The 17,958-nt window shown below is 72.9% G+C and carries 20 protein-coding genes; 17 read left to right on the top strand and 3 right to left on the bottom strand.

Annotation, left to right across the window (positions count from 1 at the left end):
* The first annotated feature begins 303 nt into the window (after positions 1-303).
* The 8 genes from ACE3UN_RS13785 to ACE3UN_RS13750 all read left to right on the top strand — a co-directional run bounded on the left by ACE3UN_RS13785 (position 304) and on the right by ACE3UN_RS13750 (position 7,608).
* Positions 304-1,626, top strand: coding sequence for an NAD(P)/FAD-dependent oxidoreductase (locus ACE3UN_RS13785; protein WP_374675537.1), 1,323 nt, complete (start codon positions 304-306; stop codon positions 1,624-1,626).
* A 116-nt stretch (positions 1,627-1,742) separates the two neighbouring features.
* Positions 1,743-2,612, top strand: a complete 870-nt coding sequence (locus ACE3UN_RS13780; protein ID WP_374675536.1) for a DUF1365 domain-containing protein — start codon at positions 1,743-1,745, stop codon at positions 2,610-2,612.
* A gap of 33 nt (positions 2,613-2,645) precedes the next feature.
* Positions 2,646-3,881, top strand: a complete 1,236-nt coding sequence (locus tag ACE3UN_RS13775; protein WP_374675535.1) for a class I SAM-dependent methyltransferase — start codon at positions 2,646-2,648, stop codon at positions 3,879-3,881.
* Positions 3,882-3,885: 4 nt separating this feature from the next.
* Positions 3,886-4,458 carry a chalcone isomerase family protein gene (locus tag ACE3UN_RS13770; protein WP_374675534.1) on the top strand — a complete coding sequence of 191 codons (573 nt, stop codon included), beginning with the start codon at positions 3,886-3,888 and terminating at the stop codon, positions 4,456-4,458.
* A complete protein-coding gene (locus ACE3UN_RS13765; RefSeq protein WP_374675533.1) occupies positions 4,455-5,753 on the top strand; it encodes an MFS transporter in 1,299 nt (432 codons plus the stop codon). Before ACE3UN_RS13770 ends, ACE3UN_RS13765 begins: the two co-directional genes overlap by 4 nt.
* Positions 5,750-6,325 (top strand): DUF3833 domain-containing protein, encoded by a 576-nt coding sequence (locus ACE3UN_RS13760; RefSeq protein WP_374675532.1) that lies wholly within the window; start codon positions 5,750-5,752, stop codon positions 6,323-6,325. The genes ACE3UN_RS13765 and ACE3UN_RS13760 overlap by 4 nt, the downstream gene beginning before the upstream one ends.
* Before the next feature lie 25 nt (positions 6,326-6,350).
* The gene (locus tag ACE3UN_RS13755; protein WP_374675531.1) at positions 6,351-7,136 is read left to right on the top strand and encodes an SDR family NAD(P)-dependent oxidoreductase; all 786 of its coding nucleotides are present in this window, start codon (positions 6,351-6,353) and stop codon (positions 7,134-7,136) included.
* Positions 7,137-7,140: 4 nt separating this feature from the next.
* On the top strand, positions 7,141-7,608 hold the full coding sequence (locus tag ACE3UN_RS13750; protein ID WP_374675530.1) for a nuclear transport factor 2 family protein: 468 nt from the start codon (positions 7,141-7,143) through the stop codon (positions 7,606-7,608).
* A 6-nt stretch (positions 7,609-7,614) separates the two neighbouring features.
* On the opposite strand, the gene ACE3UN_RS13745 is transcribed toward ACE3UN_RS13750, so the two are convergent.
* Positions 7,615-8,328, bottom strand: coding sequence for an HAD family hydrolase (locus tag ACE3UN_RS13745; RefSeq protein WP_374675529.1), 714 nt, complete (start codon positions 8,326-8,328; stop codon positions 7,615-7,617).
* On the bottom strand, positions 8,316-9,290 hold the full coding sequence (gene corA / locus ACE3UN_RS13740) for a magnesium/cobalt transporter CorA (RefSeq protein WP_374675528.1): 975 nt from the start codon (positions 9,288-9,290) through the stop codon (positions 8,316-8,318). Before corA ends, ACE3UN_RS13745 begins: the two co-directional genes overlap by 13 nt.
* A 405-nt stretch (positions 9,291-9,695) precedes the next feature.
* Here corA and hpf point away from each other — a divergent pair, with 405 nt between their 5' ends.
* The 3 genes from hpf (at position 9,696) to hprK (ending at position 11,744) form a co-directional block, all read left to right on the top strand.
* The gene (gene hpf, locus ACE3UN_RS13735) at positions 9,696-10,037 is read left to right on the top strand and encodes a ribosome hibernation-promoting factor, HPF/YfiA family (RefSeq protein ID WP_374675527.1); all 342 of its coding nucleotides are present in this window, start codon (positions 9,696-9,698) and stop codon (positions 10,035-10,037) included.
* Between the two features lie 260 nt (positions 10,038-10,297).
* On the top strand, positions 10,298-10,768 hold the full coding sequence (locus tag ACE3UN_RS13730; RefSeq protein ID WP_374675526.1) for a PTS sugar transporter subunit IIA: 471 nt from the start codon (positions 10,298-10,300) through the stop codon (positions 10,766-10,768).
* A gap of 19 nt (positions 10,769-10,787) precedes the next feature.
* Positions 10,788-11,744, top strand: coding sequence for an HPr(Ser) kinase/phosphatase (hprK, locus tag ACE3UN_RS13725; RefSeq protein ID WP_374675525.1), 957 nt, complete (start codon positions 10,788-10,790; stop codon positions 11,742-11,744).
* On the opposite strand, the gene fur is transcribed toward hprK, so the two are convergent.
* On the bottom strand, positions 11,698-12,186 hold the full coding sequence (gene fur, locus ACE3UN_RS13720; protein WP_374675524.1) for a ferric iron uptake transcriptional regulator: 489 nt from the start codon (positions 12,184-12,186) through the stop codon (positions 11,698-11,700). The two genes, hprK and fur, sit on opposite strands and share 47 nt — an antisense overlap.
* Positions 12,187-12,270: 84 nt before the next feature.
* Between fur and ACE3UN_RS13715 the strand changes: the two genes are divergently transcribed.
* From ACE3UN_RS13715 to lptE, 6 genes are read left to right on the top strand one after another with little or no spacing between them, the layout of a single operon-like run.
* On the top strand, positions 12,271-12,819 hold the full coding sequence (locus ACE3UN_RS13715) for an outer membrane protein assembly factor BamE (protein WP_374675523.1): 549 nt from the start codon (positions 12,271-12,273) through the stop codon (positions 12,817-12,819).
* Positions 12,816-13,640, top strand: coding sequence for a 4-hydroxy-tetrahydrodipicolinate reductase (gene dapB / locus ACE3UN_RS13710; protein WP_374675522.1), 825 nt, complete (start codon positions 12,816-12,818; stop codon positions 13,638-13,640). The genes ACE3UN_RS13715 and dapB overlap by 4 nt, the downstream gene beginning before the upstream one ends.
* Positions 13,640-14,290 carry a MotA/TolQ/ExbB proton channel family protein gene (locus tag ACE3UN_RS13705; RefSeq protein ID WP_374675521.1) on the top strand — a complete coding sequence of 217 codons (651 nt, stop codon included), beginning with the start codon at positions 13,640-13,642 and terminating at the stop codon, positions 14,288-14,290. The genes dapB and ACE3UN_RS13705 overlap by 1 nt, the downstream gene beginning before the upstream one ends.
* A 27-nt stretch (positions 14,291-14,317) precedes the next feature.
* Positions 14,318-14,752, top strand: coding sequence for an ExbD/TolR family protein (locus ACE3UN_RS13700; RefSeq protein ID WP_374675520.1), 435 nt, complete (start codon positions 14,318-14,320; stop codon positions 14,750-14,752).
* Between the two features lie 37 nt (positions 14,753-14,789).
* On the top strand, positions 14,790-17,444 hold the full coding sequence (gene leuS, locus ACE3UN_RS13695) for a leucine--tRNA ligase (RefSeq protein ID WP_374675519.1): 2,655 nt from the start codon (positions 14,790-14,792) through the stop codon (positions 17,442-17,444).
* A complete protein-coding gene (gene lptE, locus ACE3UN_RS13690; RefSeq protein WP_374675518.1) occupies positions 17,444-17,956 on the top strand; it encodes an LPS assembly lipoprotein LptE in 513 nt (170 codons plus the stop codon). Before leuS ends, lptE begins: the two co-directional genes overlap by 1 nt.
* Positions 17,957-17,958 lie beyond the last annotated feature (2 nt).

Below are 17,958 nucleotides of genomic sequence, written 5' to 3'. Positions count from 1 at the left end.
TTTTTGTCTAGGACAAATAATGTGCCCGACCCGCGCGCTGACGCCCCGTCACCCCCGTTGGCTGAAAGACCATGACGCGGCACGGAACTTCGCCGCCCGGGCAGACTCCATCGCCTCAGGAGCCCGTGCCCCGGCACCCGCTCCCGGCCGCTGGCACCGCTGCCAGCCGCCCATGGTTTTCGGCCGCGCAGCCTGCCAGCACCGCTGGTTGTCCCCCGGGAGCGCCTCTCCTCCTCCCTCCCTCCCTCATTCGCTTTCGGGCGCTGCGCGGCTCTCTTCTCTGCCCCACGCGGGGGGCCCGGCATGACGCCCGCCCGCCGCGTCGCGGTGATCGGTTCGGGTGTCGCCGGCCTGTCGGCCGCCTGGCACCTGGCGCATGAGGCCCCCGGCTGCCAGGTCACCCTGTTCGAGGCCGACGGCCGCCCGGGCGGCCATGCCCACACCGTGCCGCTCACCCTGGACGGCCGCACGCATGGCGTGGACACCGGCTTCCTCGTGTTCAACGAGCGCACCTACCCTGGGCTGATCGCCTGGCTGGAGCGCCTGGGCGTGCCCTCGGCCGGCTCCGACATGTCGTTCTCGGTGCAGTCGCCCGCGCACCGGCTGGAGTGGAGCGGCAGCGACCTGAACGCCGTGTTCGCCCAGCGCCGCCGCCTCGCGTCGCCCCGTTTCTGGGGCATGCTGGCCGACATCCTGCGCTTCAACCGCCTGGCCACGGCCATCGCGCTGCGCGGCGACGACCGCGCCCTGACGCAGCAGAGCGTGGGCGACTTCCTCGCCCAGCACGGCTTCGGCCGCCTCTTCCGCGACGCCTACTTTCTGCCCATGATCGGCAGCATCTGGTCGTGCCCCACGGCCCAGATGCTGGAGTTCCCGGTCGGCACGCTGATCCGCTTCTGCCACAACCACGGCCTGCTGCAGGTCAATGACCGGCCGCGCTGGTTCACCGTGCAGGGCGGCTCCGCCACCTATGTGCAACAGGTGGTCGCCAGCCTGCGCGACGTGCGGCTGGCCACGCCCGTGCGGGCCGTCAAGCGCCTGCCGCCCGGGCCCGCCGGCGGCCAGGCCGGCGTGTGGGTCGAGACGGCCACCGGCGGCGAGCGGTTCGACGCGGTGGTGCTGGCCACGCACGCGCCGCAGGCCCTGGCGCTGCTGGGTGACGCCGCCTCGGACGAACGCGAGGTGCTGGGCGCCGTCCAGACCCAGCCCAACCGGGCCGTGCTGCACACCGACGCCGCCCTGCTGCCCCGGGCCCGCCGCGCCTGGGCCGCCTGGAACTACGAGGCCGCGCCCGGCGAGCGCCCCGACCGCGTGTGCCTGCACTACCTGATCAACCGCCTGCAGCCGCTGCCGTGGCAGCGCCCGGTGATCGTGTCGCTCAACCCCGTGCGCGAACCCGACCCGTCGCAGGTGCACGGCGAGTTCCACTACGCCCACCCGGTGTTCGACGCCGCCGCCATCCGCGCCCAGCAGCGGCTGCCGGGGCTGCAGGGCCGGGGCGGCGTGTGGTTCTGCGGCGCCTGGACACGCTACGGCTTCCACGAGGACGGTTTCCTCTCCGGGCAGGCCGCCGCGCGCGACATCGCCGCGCGCACCCAGGCCGCCGGCACGGCGCAGGTGGCATGAGCCCGCCGGGCCGCCCCAAGGGCGAATACCGGAGGGCGCAGCCCGAAGGTCTCCCCATGAGCCCGCCGGGCCGCCCCAAGGGCGAATACCGGAGGGCGCAGCCCGAAGGTCTCCCCATGAGCCCGCCGGGCCGCCCCCAGGGCGAATACCGCAGGGCGCAGCCCGACGGGGCCGCCGTGGGCGCCGCCGGGCTCGGCGTGGCCCAGCCGCTGCTGGGCGTCGGCGAGGTGCGCCACGCCCGGCTGCGGCCGGTGCAGCACGCCTTTGCCTATCCCACCTGCTTCCTGCTGCTGCCCATGCGCCGCCTGCGCGAGCAGCCCGTCGACGCACTGCACCGCAACCGCTTCTCCGCCTTCGGATTCCACGACGCCGACCACGGCGAGGGCGGGCCCGACAGCCTGGCCTGGTTCGAGGCCCTGCTGGCCCGGGCCGGCGTGGCGGACGCGGACGGCGAGATCTGGCTGCACACGCTGCCGCGCATGTGGGGACACCGCTTCAAGCCGGTGAGCTTCTGGTACGCGCACCGCGCGGACGGCTCGCTGGCCGCGGTGCTGGCCGAGGTGAACAACACCTTTGGCGAGCGCCACTGCTACCTGCTGCAGGGTGATGGCCTGGCCTGGGGCCGCGAGATGGAGGCGGCCAAGGTCTTCCACGTCTCGCCCTTCTGCCGCGCCAGCGGCCGCTACCGGTTCCGATTCCTGCGCACCGCACCCGGCGACGGCCATGCCGGCCGCACCGTGGTGCGCGTGGCGCACGACGACGCCGAGGGCCCGCTGCTGCTGACCAGCGTCAGCGGCCGGCTGCAGCCATTGACCGGCGCCAGCCGGCGCGCCGTGCTGCGGCGCATGCCCTGGCACGCCCTGGGCGTGGTGCTGCGCATCCACTGGCAGGCGCTGCGCCTGTGGTGGCGCGGCGTGCCCGTGTTCTCCAAGCCGGCACCGCCGGCGCACGCGGTCAGCCGCGGCGCCGGACCGTCCCGCGCCTGACCGCCCTTTTTCCTGCCCTGCCCGACAAGCCGCATGAACTCCGACACCACACTGGCCTCCCTGCCCGGCGCCGCCACGGCGGCGGCACCGTCCCTTCACGCCGTGCCCGCCGCCGCGCGCACCGCGCTGGCGCTGCTGCGGCGGCTGCAGGTGGGCACCCTGCACCTGGAGGGGCCCGGCGGCTTCAGCCAGGTCTGCGGCCGCGGCGAGGCCCCCCATGCCACCTTGCGCCTGCACGACTGGCGCACCTGCGCCTGGACACTGCAGCGCGGCGACGTCGGCTTCGGCGAGGCCTACCTGGAAGGCGGCTGGAGCACGCCCGACCTGCCGGCCCTGCTGCGGCTGCTGATCGCCAACCGGGAGGTGCTGGAGCAGGCCGTCTACGGCACCTGGTGGGGCGCGCTGTGGCGCCGCGTGCGCCATGCGCTGCACCGCAACACGCGGGCGGGCAGCCGCCGCAACATCGCGGCCCACTACGACCTCGGCAATGCGTTCTACCGCCTGTGGCTGGACGACACGCTCAACTACTCGAGCGCCTGGTTCGACGGCCGCACCGACCAGAGCCTGCCCGCGGCCCAGCGCGCCAAGATGCGCCGGGCGCTGGCCGAGTGCGGCCTGCAGCCGGGACAGCGCGTGCTCGAGGTGGGCTGCGGCTGGGGCGCGGTGGCCGAGCAGGCCGCGCGCGACGGGCTGCAGCTCACCGGCGTCACGCTGTCCACCGAGCAGCTCGCCCACGCGCAGGCGCGGCTGGCCGCGCAGGGCCTGCGCGCCGACCTGCGCCTGCAGGACTACCGGGACATCCCCGAGCGCGACTTCGACGGCATCGTGTCCATCGAGATGTTCGAGGCCGTCGGGCGCGAGTACTGGGCCGGCTACTTCCGCAGCCTGCACGAGCGGCTGAAGCCGGGCGGCCGCGCCTGCATCCAGACCATCACCATCCGCGACGACCTGTTCGAGCGCTACCTGCGCGGCACCGACTTCATCCAGCAGTACGTGTTCCCGGGCGGCCTGCTGCCCAGCCCCTCGGCGTTCCGCGCGGCAGCGGAGGCGGCCGGCTTCCAGGTGGTCAACGAGCTGCATTTCGGCGGCGACTACGCCGAGACCCTGCGCCGCTGGCGGCGCAGCTTCCTCGCCCGCGAGGGCAGCGTGCGCGAGCAGGGCTTCGACGAACGCTTCGTGCGGCTGTGGGACTTCTACCTCGCCTACTGCGAAGCGGCCTTCGACACCGGCAACACCGGCGTGGTGCAGTTCACCCTGCAGCGGGCCTGACACCATGCGCCGCCGCGCCGTGCTGCCCCTGCCGCTGCTGCTGGCCGCCCCGCCGCTGCCAGGCACGGCGGCGCACGCCACCCCGGCGCCTGACCTGCCCGAGGAACTGCGTGGCGAATGGCCGGGCGCGGTGCTGGCGCAGCCGCAGGGCCGCAGCCGCATGCGCGTGTTCGGCCTGGCGATCTACGACATCGCGCTGTGGGCGCCGCAGCCGGTGACCGAGGCGGCCGAGCTGCCCGGCCAGCCCCTGGCGCTGTCGCTCACCTACCTGCGCGCGCTGGACGGACGGCGCATCGCCGAACGCTCGCTGGTCGAGATGCGGCGCGGCGGGCCGGTGGACGCCGCGACCGCCACCCGCTGGCTGGCCACCATGGCGCAGCTGTTCCCGGACGTGGCCGAGGGGGACCGCCTCACCGGCGTGCTGCGCCCGGGCAGCGGCGCGCGCTTCCACCTGAACGGCCGGCCGCGCGGCGACTGGCCGGACCCCGCGGCCGCGGCGCGCTTCTTCGGCATCTGGCTCGCGCCCTGGACCTCGGCCCCCGACCTGCGCCGCGCGCTGCTGGGCGGATCGCCATGACGGCGGCCCCCACCGGCGCCGCCGCGCCGCCGCTGGCCGGGCCGTCGCAGGGCCTCGCCTACGGGCTGCTGGGCCTGCCGCTGGCCTTCGTGGCACTGCCGCTGTACGTGCACCTGCCCGCGCACTACGCCGGCCGCTTCGGGGTGGAGCTGGCCACGCTCGGTGCGCTGCTGCTGGCGGTGCGCGCGCTGGACGCGGTACTCGACCCCTGGATCGGCGCCTGGGCCGACCGGGCGCTGCGCGCGGGCCGTGCCGCCCGCCTCGGCGCCGCGGCGGCGGGCGCGGCCGCGCTCGCCCTGGGCTTCCAGGCGCTGTTCTTCCCTCCCGCGGCGATGGCGGCGGGGCCGGGCCTGCTGGCCTGGGCAGCCGCCACCCTCAGCGTCGCGTGCCTGGCCTACAGCGGCCTGGGCGTGCTGCACCAGGCCTGGGGCGCCGCGCTGGGTGGCGACGCGCCGGCGCGCGCCCGCGTGGTGGCCTGGCGCGAAGGCGCGGCGCTGGCCGGTGTGGTCGCCGCCAGCGTGCTGCCCGGCCTGGCCGGGATGGACACCACGCGCACGGTGCTGGTGGCCGCGCTCGCCGCGGCCGTCGCCGCGCTGGCGCTGGCGCCCACGCCCACGCCCGCGGCGGCCGGCCCGCCCGGCCTGTCGGTGCGCACGCTCGTGGGCCCGTGGCATGACCCGCGCTTTCGGGCGCTGATGGCCGTGTACCTGCTCAACGGCGTGGCGGGCGCCATCCCGGCCACCCTGGTGCTGTTCTACATCCGCGACCGCCTGCAGTGGCCGGCCGGCGAACCGTGGCTGCTGGGCCTGTACTTCATCGCGGCGGCGGCGTCGCTGCCGCTGTGGGTGCGCGCCGTGCGCCGGGCCGGGCTGGCGGCGTGCTGGGTGGCCGGCATGGGGCTGTCCATCGTGGCCTTCGTCGGCGCGGCGGCGCTGGGCCCGGGCGACGGCGCGGCCTTCGCGGTGGTGTGCGCCGCCAGCGGCCTGGCGCTCGGGGCGGACCTGTGCGTGCCGCCCGCGCTGCTGGCCGGCGTGCTGCGCGGCCCGGGGGCGGCCGCCGGCCAGCCGGGCGTCGCCTTCGGCTGGTGGCAGGCCGCCACCAAGCTCAACCTGGCGCTGGCCGCGGGCCTGGCGCTGCCGCTGCTGCAGGCGCTGGGCTACACGCCCGGCGACACCGACCCGGACGACACCACCGCCCTGGCGCTGGTGTACGCGCTGCTGCCCTGCGGGCTGAAGGCCCTGGCGCTGCTGGCGCTGTGGCGCGCCCGACTTCACCGATGGGAGACCCCCGCATGACCCCCACCCCACCGGCCGCGGCGACGCGGCGACACGTGCTGCGCGCCGCCGGCGCCCTCGCCGCCGCGGGCGTGCTGCCGCTCGGCCTGGCCGGCTGTGCCACGCCGGTGCCCGACGACTACCGCGCCGAGCGGCCCGTGCTCGACCTGAAGCGCTACTTCGACGGGCCCCTCACGGCCCACGGCCTGGTCACCGACCGCGGCGGCCGCGTGACGCGCCGCTTCCGCGTCGCCCTGGTCGGCCGCTGGCAGGGCGACGAGGGGGTGCTGGAGGAGGACTTCGTCTACAGCGACGGCGAGACCCAGCGCCGCGTGTGGCGCATCACGGCGCACGGCGACGGCCGCTACACGGGCCGCGCCGACGACGTGGTGGGCACGGCCGAGGGCGTAGCGCGCGGCAACGCGCTGAACTGGCGCTACACCCTGGCGCTGCCGGTGGACGGGCGCACCTGGCACATCGACTTCGACGACTGGATGTTCCTCATGGACGAGCACGTGATGATCAACCGCGCACGCATGAGCAAGTTCGGCGTGACGGTGGGCGAGGTGCTGCTGTCCTTCCACAAGCCCTGAGCCCTGAACCCTGCCCCCTTTGCGCATGCCCGCCAACCTTCCCCTCACCGACTGGACCGGCCGCGTGGCCTGGCTGGTCGGCGCGTCCACCGGCATCGGCCGTGCGCTCGCCCATGCGCTGCACCGCCGCGGCGCCACCGTGATCGTGTCCGCCCGCGGCGCCGCCGCCCTGCAGGCCTTCGCCGACGGCCACCCGGGCGCGCAGGCGCTGCCGGTGGACGTGACCGACCCCGCCGCCGTGCAGGCCGCCGCGGCGGTGCTGCTCGCCCGGCACGGGCGCCTGGATTTCGTGCTGTTCGGCGCGGCGGTGTACCAGCCGATGCGCGCCGACCGCTTCGACCTCGACATCGCCCTGCGCCACCAGCGGGTGAACGTGGAAGGCGCGCTCAACCTGGTGGCCGCCGTGCTGCCGGCCCTGCGCGCCCAGGCCGCCGCCGGCACGCCGGCGCACCTGGCGCTGGTGGCCAGCGTGGCGGGCTACCGCGCCCTGCCGCTGGCCCTGGCCTACGGGCCCACCAAGGCGGCGTTGATCCACCTGGCGCAGTCCCTGCACCTGGACCTGTGCGGCACCGGCCTGGGGGTGTCCGTGGTGAACCCCGGCTTCGTGCGCACGCCGCTGACCGCCGGCAACGACTTCCGCATGCCCGCGCTGCTGGAGCCCGACGAGGCCGCCGAGGCCATGCTGCGCGGCTGGGCGCGCGGCGAATTCGAGATCCATTTCCCGCGCCGTTTCACCTGGCTGCTCAAGGTCCTGCGCTGGCTGCCCACCGGCACCTACGAGCAGCTGGTGCGGCGCGCCACCGGACACTGACGCCATGCCCGCCCTGCGCCCCGATCTCCCGCACCTCGAGCCGCATGTCGCGCGGCTGGTCCAGTTCTACGAGCAGCTGGGCCCGGCCGACCTGATGCGGCTGCACACGCTGTACGCGGACGACGCCTGGTTCAAGGACCCCTTCAACGAGGTGACCGGGGTGGACGCCATCCGCGCCATCTTCACGCACATGTTCGATGCGCTGGAGCAGCCCCGCTTCGCGGTGCGCCAGGTGGTGGGCGGTGGCGCCGACTGCGCGCTGACCTGGCGCTTCCATTTCGGCCTGCGCGGCCGCACGATGCACATCGACGGCGCCAGCGTGCTGCACTTCGACGCCACCGGCCGCGTGGACCGGCACCGCGACTACTGGGATGCCGCCGAGGAGCTGTACGCCAAGCTGCCGGTGCTGGGCGTGCTGATGCGGGCGCTGCAGCGGCGCCTGGCCACGCCGCCAACGCGGTCGAGCGCCTGAGCGCGCTCAGCCCGCGAGCAGGCGGTCGGCCAGCTCGGTCAGGCTGGCCACCACCCAGGTGCCCTGCGTGCCCTCGGCCGGCGAGGGCGCATGGGCGTGGCGGATCCACGCGGTGTGGAAGCCCGCGGCCCGGGCGCCTTGCACGTCGAGCAGCCAGTCGTCCCCCACATGCAGCAGCTCGTGCGGCGCGGCCCCGAGGCGGCGCGCGGCCTCCTGGAAGATGCGCCCGTCCGGCTTGCCGATGCCGAACTCGCGCGCCGACACGGTGCCCCGGAAGTGGCGGCCATAGGGCTGGCGGCCGAGATCGGCATTGCCGTTGGTCAGCGCCAGCAGCGGCCAGCGCGCGGCCAGCCGGGCCAGTGCCTCGGGCACGCCGGGGTAGGGCTGCAGGGTGTTGCGCGCCTCGAAGAAGGCCGCAAACGCGGCATCGGCCATCAGCGGGTCGTGGCCGCAGCGCTGCAGCGCGATGCCGATGCTCACGTGGCGGATGCGGGTGAAGTCGTGCGCCCAGTCCGGGTGGTCGCGCGCCACGTCGTCGCGCAGCAGGCGCAGCGCCTCGGTGTCGAAGCGCTCGGCCACGGCCGGCGCATGGCGGGCCAGCCACGCATGCAGCGCGGCCTCCGCCTGCTCGATCACCGGGGCGATCGGCCAGAGCGTGTCGTCCAGGTCGAGCGTGATGCCGCGCAGGCCCGCCGGCAGCGCCGCGCTCACCGCATCCACCCCTTGCGCCGGAAGTAGATGAGCGGCGCGGCGACCGAAGCCACCATCAGCGCCAGCGCGAAGGGGTAGCCCCAGGTCTGGTCCAGCTCGGGCATGTGGCGGAAGTTCATGCCGTACACGCTGGCGATGAGCGTGGGCGGCAGCAGCGCCACCGAGGCCACCGAGAAGATCTTGATGATCTTGTTCTGGTTGATGTTGATGAAGCCGACGGTGGCGTCCATCAGGAAGTTGATCTTGTCGAACAGGAACGCGGTGTGCGAGTCGAGCGAGTCGATGTCGCGCAGGATCTGCCGCGCCTCCTCGAACTGCTCGGCGTTGAGCATGCGGCTGCGCATCATGAAGCTCACCGCGCGCCGGGTGTCCATCACGTTGCGGCGGATGCGGCCGTTCAGGTCCTCCTCCTTGGCGATGGCGGCCAGCGCCTCGCCCGCGGCGCGGTCGTCCACGTCCTGCTTGAGCACGCGCGCGCTCACCTTCTCCAGGCTGTCGTAGATGCCCTCCAGGGCGTCGGCGGAGTACTCCGCGTCCGCGTCGTACAGCTTGAGCAGCACGTCCTTGGCGTCCTCGATCAGCGCGGGGATGCGACGGGCGCGCAGGCGCAGCAGGCGGAACACCGGCAGGTCCTCGGCATGCACCGAGAACAGCACGTTGCTGTGCAGGATGAAGGCCACGCGCACGTTGCGCGGCGTGACGTCGTCGTCGATGAGGAAGTCGGAGCGGATGTGCAGCTCGCCGTTGTCCTCCTCGTAGAAGCGCGCCGATTCCTCGAGGTCGTCGTCGACGATGTTGTCGGGGATGCGCAGGCCGAAGCGGCCGTGGATCCAGCCGATCTCCTCGGCGGTGGGCGCTTCCAGGTCCACCCACACCGGGTGCACCTCGGCCAGCTCGGCGGCCGAGTCGATCTCTTCCTGCAGCAGGCGGCCGGAGAGTCGGCCTTTGTCCAGCGTGAAGACGTTGAGCATGGGGGCTCCAGCGGAATCCACCGGCCAGGCAGGCGGCGGACGGGCTCTCAAGGGGGTGGGGTGCGACCGCCTACCCCGGCGAGCGGCGCGGCCCGGTCAGGCGGGCCGCGTGGGGCTGGAGCAGGCGGTCACCGAGGGTGGGGACTTTCCACGGTGGGTGCGCAGTGCAATGGCAAACGTTTGATTATCGCCCCGTGGCAGCGGGCCCCCGCGTGGGCGGGCCGGTGTCGAAGCGACGAAAACCGGCAGTCTACCCGGCCTGTTCGCACAGCCCTCGGCTTGCCAAGGGCAGGGGCGGGGAGCACACTGGATTCGACCGGTGGCGCCATCCCGGCGCCACGAATCCCCCCGGCTGGGCCTGGCCGGAGCGGTCCTTGCAACCCCGTCTTTTGAAGGAGGCCTAGGATGAACTTGACGATCAGCGGACACCACCTCGACGTGACCCCGGCTCTGAGAGAGTACGTGCTCACCAAGCTGGAACGGATCACGCGCCACTTCGACCAGGTGGTGGATGTCAACGTGCTGCTGACGGTGGAAAAGAACAAGGAGAAGGAACGCCGCCAGAAGGCGGAGGTGACCCTGCATGTGAAGGGCCGCGACATCTTCGTCGAGCAGTCGCACGAGGACCTGTATGCCGCGATCGACCAGCTGATGGACAAGCTGGACCGCCAGGTGGTGCGCCACAAGGACCGCGTCCAGGACCACCACCACGAGTCGGCCAAGCGCCAGCCCGAAGCCAACCCCTGAAGGCCCTGCGCCTTCCCTGACAGCAGGCGGCCCGCGGGCCGCCTTGTCATTTGTTGAGCACTAATCCCACCCGGGCAGAGTGTCGAATCGCTAGACTGTTGTTGCGACGCAGCATCGGGGCGTCAACTGAGGCGGGCCGCCCCACGTTGCCAAGCGTGGGATGCGACCGATTTCTATAATCCGCCCCCTTAAAGCCGGAGGGATCACCGGCCGAAAGACGCGAGACCGCCGTCCGACCGTTGTTGCCGAAAGAGCCGTTCATGAACCGCCTTGCCGCCATCCTGCCCGTGGACAACGTGCTGGTGGGTGTGGATGCGACCAGCAAGAAGCGCGCTTTCGAGCACGCGGGCCTGCTGTTCGAGAACCAGCACGCCATCGCCCGCGCCACCGTCACCGACAACCTCTTCGCCCGTGAGCGCCTGGGCTCCACCGGCCTGGGCCACGGCGTGGCCGTGCCGCACGGCCGCGTCAAGGGGCTGAAGAACCCGCTGGCCGCGGTCATCCGCGTGCAGAACCCCATTCCCTTCGACGCACCGGACGACGAGGCCGTCAGCCTGCTGATCTTCCTGCTGGTGCCCGAAGCCGCCACCCAGCGCCACCTGGAGATCCTGTCGGAGATCGCCGAGCTGCTGTCCGACCGCGAGCTGCGCGAGAAGCTCAAGACCGCGGCCGACGCGGCCACCGTGCACCGGCTCATCGCCGACTGGGAACCGCTGAAATCGGTGGCGTGACGCCCCGGCAGCCGCCCCGGTGAAACCCATTTCCATCAGCGCGGAAGCGCTGTTCGAGGAACACCAGCGCACGCTGCGCTGGGAATGGGTGGCCGGCCATGCCCACCCGGAGCGGCGCTTCGACGAGGCCGCGGTGCGCGACGCGCGCTCGGCGGCCGACCTGGTGGGCTACCTGAACTACATCCACCCCTACCGGGTGCAGCTGGTGGGCCGGCGCGAGGTGGCCTACCTCGACAACGCGCCGGCCGAGGTGCTGGAGCGGCGCATCCAGCGCATCGTGACGCTGGAGCCGCCGGTGATCATCGTGGCCGACGACCAGCGCGCGCCCGACCGCCTGGTGGCCATGTGCGACCGGGCCGAGATCCCGCTGTTCACCACCTCGGCCTCGGCCGGCCACGTGATCGACGTGGTCCGGTCCTACCTCAGCCAGCTGTTCGCCGAGCGCACCACCCGCCATGGCGTGTTCATGGACATCCTTGGCCTGGGCGTGCTGCTCACCGGCGAATCGGGCCTGGGCAAGAGCGAACTGGGCCTGGAGCTCATCTCGCGCGGCCACGGCCTGGTGGCCGACGACGCCGTCGACCTGTACCGGGTGTCACAGAACACCCTGGAAGGCCGCTGCCCCGACCTGCTGATGAACCTGCTGGAGGTGCGCGGCATCGGCCTGCTGGACATCAAGGCCATCTTCGGCGAGACGGCCGTGCGCCGGAAGATGCGCCTGAAGCTCATCGTCCACCTGGTGCGCAAGGAGACGATGGAACGCGAGTTCGAGCGCCTGCCCTACGAGCCGCTGTACGAGGAGATCCTGGAGATCCCCGTGCGCAAGGTGGTCATCGCGGTGGACGCGGGCCGCAACCTGGCCGTGCTGGTGGAGGCCGCCGTGCGCAACACCATCCTGCAGCTGCGCGGGATCGACACCTACCAGGAGTTCATCGCCCGTCACCAGGCAGCGATGGATGGCCCGAAGGAGTCTTGACGCCTGAGCCGCCGGCCGGGCGGTGCTCGCAGTCGGCCTTGGTGCACACCGCGTACAGCGCCAGCGTGTGCTCGTGAAGCTCGAAGCCGCGCGCCTGGGCCACGGCCCGCTGGCGGCCTTCGATCTCCGGGTCGTAGAACTCCTCCACGCGCCCGCAGGTCAGGCACACCAGGTGGTCGTGGTGGTGGCCCTCGTTGAGCTCGAACACCGACTTGCCGGACTCGAAATGGCTGCGCACCAGGATGCCGGCCTGCTCGAACTGCATCAGCACCCGGTAGACGGTGGCCAGGCCGATGTCGGAGCCCTCGCCCAGCAGCGCCTTGAACACGTCCTCGGCGGTCATGTGGCGCACGGCGGACTTCTGGAAGATCTCCAGGATGCGCAGGCGCGGCAGCGTGGCTTTCAGGCCGCTGCTCTTGAGTTCGTCGGCGTGGTTGGGCATGGCAGGTGCGAAGGCGTCCGGCGCAGGGTGCGCCGCTAGAATCGCCCGCATCATAGCCAGCAACGGGCCCGCCACGGCCGTGCCATGCCCCTGACCTCCTCTTCCCGCCTTGCCGCTGCCGCGGCGGCCGCCGTCGGCCTGGTGCTGCTGGGTGGCTGCACGGCCATCACCCGCTCCATGAGCGACGGCATCACCCGCGTGATCACCCCGTACCGCGTCGAGGTGGTGCAGGGCAACGTGGTCACCAAGGAGCAGCTCGCGCTGATCAAGCCGGGCATGCCGCGCAACCGCGTGCGCGACCTGCTCGGCTCGCCGCTCATCGCCGACGCCTTCCATGCCCAGCGCTGGGACTACGTCTTCGTGATCCGCCGCCAGGGCACCGAGCCGCAGCAGCGCTCGGTCACCGTGCGCTTCGAGAACGACCTGGTGGCCTCCGTGGAGGCGCCGGAGCTGCCCAGCGAACTGGAGTTCGTGGCGTCCATCAGCCGGCCGCGCCAGGGCGAGCTGCCCAAGCTCGAGCTGACGCCGGAGGAGCGCGAGAAGCTGCCCGCCCCCGTGCGCCCGGAGGTGGCGGCCCCGGTGGCCCCGCAGGGCGCCGCGCGCAGCTACCCGCCGCTGGAGGCGGCACCGTGATCCGCATCGCCATCGCGGGCGCGAGCGGCCGCATGGGCCGCATGCTGATCGAGGCGGTGCAGCAGGCCCCCGACTGCACGCTGGCCGGCGCGCTGGACCGCCCCGGCAGCCCGCTGGTCGGCCAGGACGCCACCGCCTGGCTCGGCCAGGCCAGCGGTGTGCGGGTCACCGACGACCTGGCCGCCGGCCTGGGCCAGGGCGGCGCCGCCGCCCAGGTGCTGATCGACTTCACCCGCCCGGAAGGCACGCTGGCCCACCTGGCCGAGTGCCGCCGCCGCGGCGTGGCCATGGTGATCGGCACCACCGGCTTCACCGAGGCGCAAAAGGCCGAGGTGGCCGCCGCGGCCCAGGACATCGGCGTCGTCATGGCCCCCAACATGAGCGTGGGCGTCAACGTGGTGCTGCGCCTGCTCGACATGGCCGCGCGCGCGCTGGACGAGGGCTACGACATCGAGATCGTCGAGGCCCACCACCGCCACAAGGTGGACGCCCCCAGCGGCACCGCCCTGGCCATGGGCGAGACTGTCGCCCAGGCCCTGGGCCGCGACCTGAAGGCCTGCGCCGTCTACGGCCGCGAGGGCGTCACCGGCGAGCGCGATCCCTCCACCATCGGCTTCGCCACGGTGCGCGGCGGCGACATCGTCGGCGACCACACGGTCATGTTCTGCGGCACCGGCGAGCGCATCGAGATCAGCCACAAGTCCAGCAGCCGAGTGGGCTACGCGCAGGGCAGCGTGCGCGCCGCCCGCTTCCTGGCCGGCCGCGGCCCCGGCCTGTTCGACATGGCCGACGTGCTGGGCCTGCGGGGCGGGCCGCGCTGATGGACGGGCTGAACGGCTTCTGGGCCGAGGCCGACGTCGTCGGCCGGGCAGTGGCGCTGGCCCTGCTGGCCATGTCGGTGGGCGCCTGGGTGCTCATCTTCTGGAAGGGCTGGGTGCTGCGCCGCGCCCTGGCCGACCTGAAGCGCGGCATCGACGCCTTCTGGAACGCGCCGGACCGCGACACGGCGCGCCAGCGCCTGGCGGCGCTGGACCGCGAGGGCGTGATCACCCCGCTGGCCGAGGCCGCGTTCACGCGCCCGGGGGCGGGCACGCTGCAGACGCACGGCGCGATCGAATCACAGCTCACCCGCCGGCTGCGCGACGCCCTGCACGCCGGGCTGGGCCAGCTGCAGGCGGGCCAGGTGTTCCTGGCCTCGGTCGGCGCCACCGCGCCCTTCGTGGGCCTGTTCGGCACGGTCTGGGGCATCTACCACGCGCTGCTCGGCATGGCCGAGGGCGGCGGCCTGAGCATCGAGCGCGTGGCCGGCCCGGTGGGCGAGGCCCTCGTGATGACCGCCGCCGGCCTGGCCGTGGCCATCCCGGCCGTGCTGGCCTACAACGTGTTCGGCAAGTGGCTGGGCGCCTGCGAGGCCGAGCTCGAGGGCTTCGCCCACGACCTGCGCGAGATCGCCCTGCACGACGCCGGCTGAGCGACCCACCGCCACCCACGATCCGCCATGGCTTTCGGACGCCTCGAGCGCACCCGCGCCCCGCAGCCGATGAGCGACATCAACATGACGCCGCTGATCGACGTCATGCTGGTGCTGCTGGTGATCTTCATCCTCACCGCGCCCCTGATGAGCAGCAGCCTGCGGCTGGACCTGCCGCGTGCGGGCGGCACGCCGGCCACCGAGTCGCCTGCGGTGCTGGCCGTGGCCGTGGACGCGCAGGGCCAGCTGTACCTGGGCGACCAGCCCGTGGCCGCGGAGTCCCTGCGCGAGCAGGCGGCGCGGGCCGCCGAGCGCCAGCCCGCCACCGAGGTGCAGCTGCGCGCCGACGCCGGCGTGCCCTATGGCCGCGTGGCCGAGCTGATCGGCTGGCTGCAGGAGGCCGGGCTGTCGCGCATCGGCTTCATCACCGCCAGCGCACCGGCGGCCAGCGCGGCCCGCTGATCGGCCCCAAGGCGCCACGCCGGGGATAATCCGGCGGATGAACGAGAAATACGTCCCCGCCGAGGTCGAAGGCGCCGCCCAGGCGCACTGGAATGCGCGTGATGCCTACCGCGTCACCGAGGACGCGAGCAAGCCGAAGTTCTACGCCTGCTCCATGCTGCCCTACCCCTCGGGCAAGCTGCACATGGGCCATGTGCGCAACTACACCATCAACGACATGCTCACCCGCCAGCTGCGGATGAAGGGCATGAACGTGCTGATGCCCATGGGCTGGGACGCCTTCGGCCTGCCGGCCGAGAACGCCGCCATGAAGAGCAAGGTGCCGCCCGCGCAGTGGACCTACTCGAACATCGCCTACATGAAGCAGCAGATGCTGGCCATGGGCCTGGCGATCGACTGGTCGCGCGAGGTCGCCACCTGCGCGCCCGAGTACTACCGCTGGAACCAGTGGCTGTTCCTGAAGATGCTCGAGAAGGGCATCGCCGAGCGCCGCACCCAGGTCGTCAACTGGGACCCGGTGGACCAGACCGTGCTGGCCAACGAGCAGGTGATCGACGGCCGCGGCTGGCGCTCGGGCGCCCTGGTGGAAAAGCGCGAGATCCCCGGCTACTACCTGAAGATCACCCAGTACGCCGAGGAGCTGCTGGCCGCCGTGGCCGACCCGGCCGACCGCAATTACCTGTCAGGCTGGCCCGAGCGCGTGCGGCTGATGCAGGAGAACTGGATCGGCAAGAGCGCCGGCGTGCGCTTCGCCTTCCCCCACGACATCCGCGGCGCGGACGGCCAGCCCATCCAGGGCGGGCGCCTGTACGTGTTCACCACGCGCGCCGACACCATCATGGGCGTGACCTTCTGCGCCGTGGCGCCGGAGCACCCGCTGGCCGCGCACGCCGCCGCCAGCCAGCCCGAGGTGGCCGCCTTCATCGCCGAGTGCGCGCAGGGCGGCACCACCGAGGCCGAGCTCGCCACGCAGGAGAAGAAGGGCGTGGCCACCGGGCTGACGGTGACGCACCCGCTCACCGGCGCGCCGGTGCCGGTGTGGGTGGGCAACTACGTGCTCATGGGCTACGGCGACGGCGCCGTGATGGGCGTGCCCGCGCACGACGAGCGCGACTTCGCCTTCGCGCGCAAGTACGCCCTGCCCATCCGCCAGGTGGTGGCCGTGGCCGGCGAGGTGTACTCCACCGACGCCTGGGCCGACTGGTACGGCGACAAGCAGCGCGGCCGCTGCGTCGATTCGGGCGTGCTCGACGGCCTGGGCCATGCCGAGGCGGTGGACAAGGTGGCCGAGCTGCTCGCCGCCCAGGGCCTGGGCGAGAAGAAGACCACCTGGCGCCTGCGCGACTGGGGCATCAGCCGCCAGCGCTACTGGGGCACGCCCATCCCCATCATCCACTGCGACAGCTGCGGTGCCGTGCCCGTGCCCGAGAAGGACCTGCCCGTGGTGCTGCCGGAGGACCTGATCCCCGACGGCTCCGGCAACCCGCTGAACAAGTGCGAGGGCTTCCTGAACGTGCCCTGCCCGTGCTGCGCAAAGCCCGCGCGCCGCGAGACCGACACGATGGACACCTTCATCGACTCGTCGTGGTACTTCATGCGCTACACCAGCGCCGACAACCACGGCGCGATGGTCGACGCCCGCAACGACTACTGGATGCCGATGGACCAGTACATCGGCGGCATCGAGCATGCGATCCTGCACCTGCTGTACGCGCGCTTCTGGACCAAGGTCATGCGCGACCTGGGCCTGGTGACGGTGGACGAGCCCTTCACCCGCCTGCTCACCCAGGGCATGGTGCTCAACCACATCTACAGCCGGCGCACCGACAAGGGCGGCATCGAGTACTTCTGGCCGCACGAGGTGGACAACGTCTTCGACGAGGGCGGCAAGATCGTCGGCGCCAAGCTCAAGAGCGACGGCTCGGCGGTGGACTACCAGGGCGTGGGCACCATGTCCAAGTCCAAGAACAACGGCGTGGACCCGCAGGACCTGATCGAGCGCTACGGCGCCGACACCGCGCGCCTGTTCGTCATGTTCGCCTCGCCGCCGGAGCAGACGCTGGAGTGGAACGACGCCGGCGTGGAAGGCGCGCACCGCTTCCTCAAGCGCGTGTGGCAGTTCGGCGCCCGCCACTCGGCCGCCCTGCAGGGCGCGGCCGACGTGGGCGCCGCCCTGTCCGCCGAGGCCAAGGCGCTGCGCCGCGAGGTGCACCTGGTGCTCAGGCAGGTGAGCTACGACTACGAGCGCATGCAGTACAACACCGTGGTCTCCGGTGCGATGAAGCTGCTCAATGCGCTGGAGGCCTTCAAGCCCACCGACGCGGCCGGTGACGCGGCCGTGCTGCGCGAGGGCTTCTCGGTGCTGCTGCGTGCGCTGTACCCGGCCTGCCCGCACATCACCCACGCGCTGTGGCAGGACCTGGGCTACGCCGCCCGCCTGGGTGACCTGCTGGACGCGCCCTGGCCGCAGGTGGACGAGGCCGCCCTGGTGCAGGACGAGGTGGAGTTGGTGCTGCAGGTCAACGGCAAGCTGCGTGGTGCCGTGCGCGTGGCCGCGTCCGCCGACAAGGCCGCCATCGAGGCCGCTGCGCTGGCCATGCTGGCCACGCCGGACCTGGCCAAGTTCACCGAAGGCAAGCCGCCGAAGAAGGTGGTGATCGTGCCGGGCCGCCTGGTCAACGTGGTGGTCTGATGCCGGTGCCGCGCCGCGCCCTGCTCGCCGCGCTGGTCGCGGCCTCGGCCACCACGGCCCTGGGGGGCTGCGGCTTCGCCCTGCGCCAGCCCGCCGCGCTGCCGTTCACGCGGCTGGCGGTGAGCGGCTTCGCGCCCGCGGCGCCCATGGCCGACGCGCTGCGCCAGGCACTGCCGCGCAGCGTGCAGTGGGTGGACGACCCGCGCCAGGCCGAGCGCGTGCTGGTGGTGCTGGAGGACCGCCTCACGCGCACCGTGGCCGCCTCCACCGCCGGTGGCCAGGTGCGCGAGTTCCGCCTGCGCGTCACCCTGCGCTTCCGGCTCGACCGCCCGGACGGCACGCCGCTGCTGCCCGAGACGCAGCTCGAGCTGACGCGCGACATGAGCTACAGCGAGACCGCCGCGCTGGCCAAGCAGACCGAGGAGGCCGTGCTGCTGCGCGACATGCGGCTGGACATGGCCCACCAGCTGCTCGAGATGCTCGCGGCCTCCGGCCGGGCGCCGGCCGCCTGAGC

The sequence above is a fragment of the Ideonella sp. genome (genome assembly GCF_041918995.1).
GTDB lineage: Bacteria > Pseudomonadota > Gammaproteobacteria > Burkholderiales > Burkholderiaceae_C > Ideonella.
This window is presented reverse-complemented; position numbering and strand designations above follow the sequence as displayed.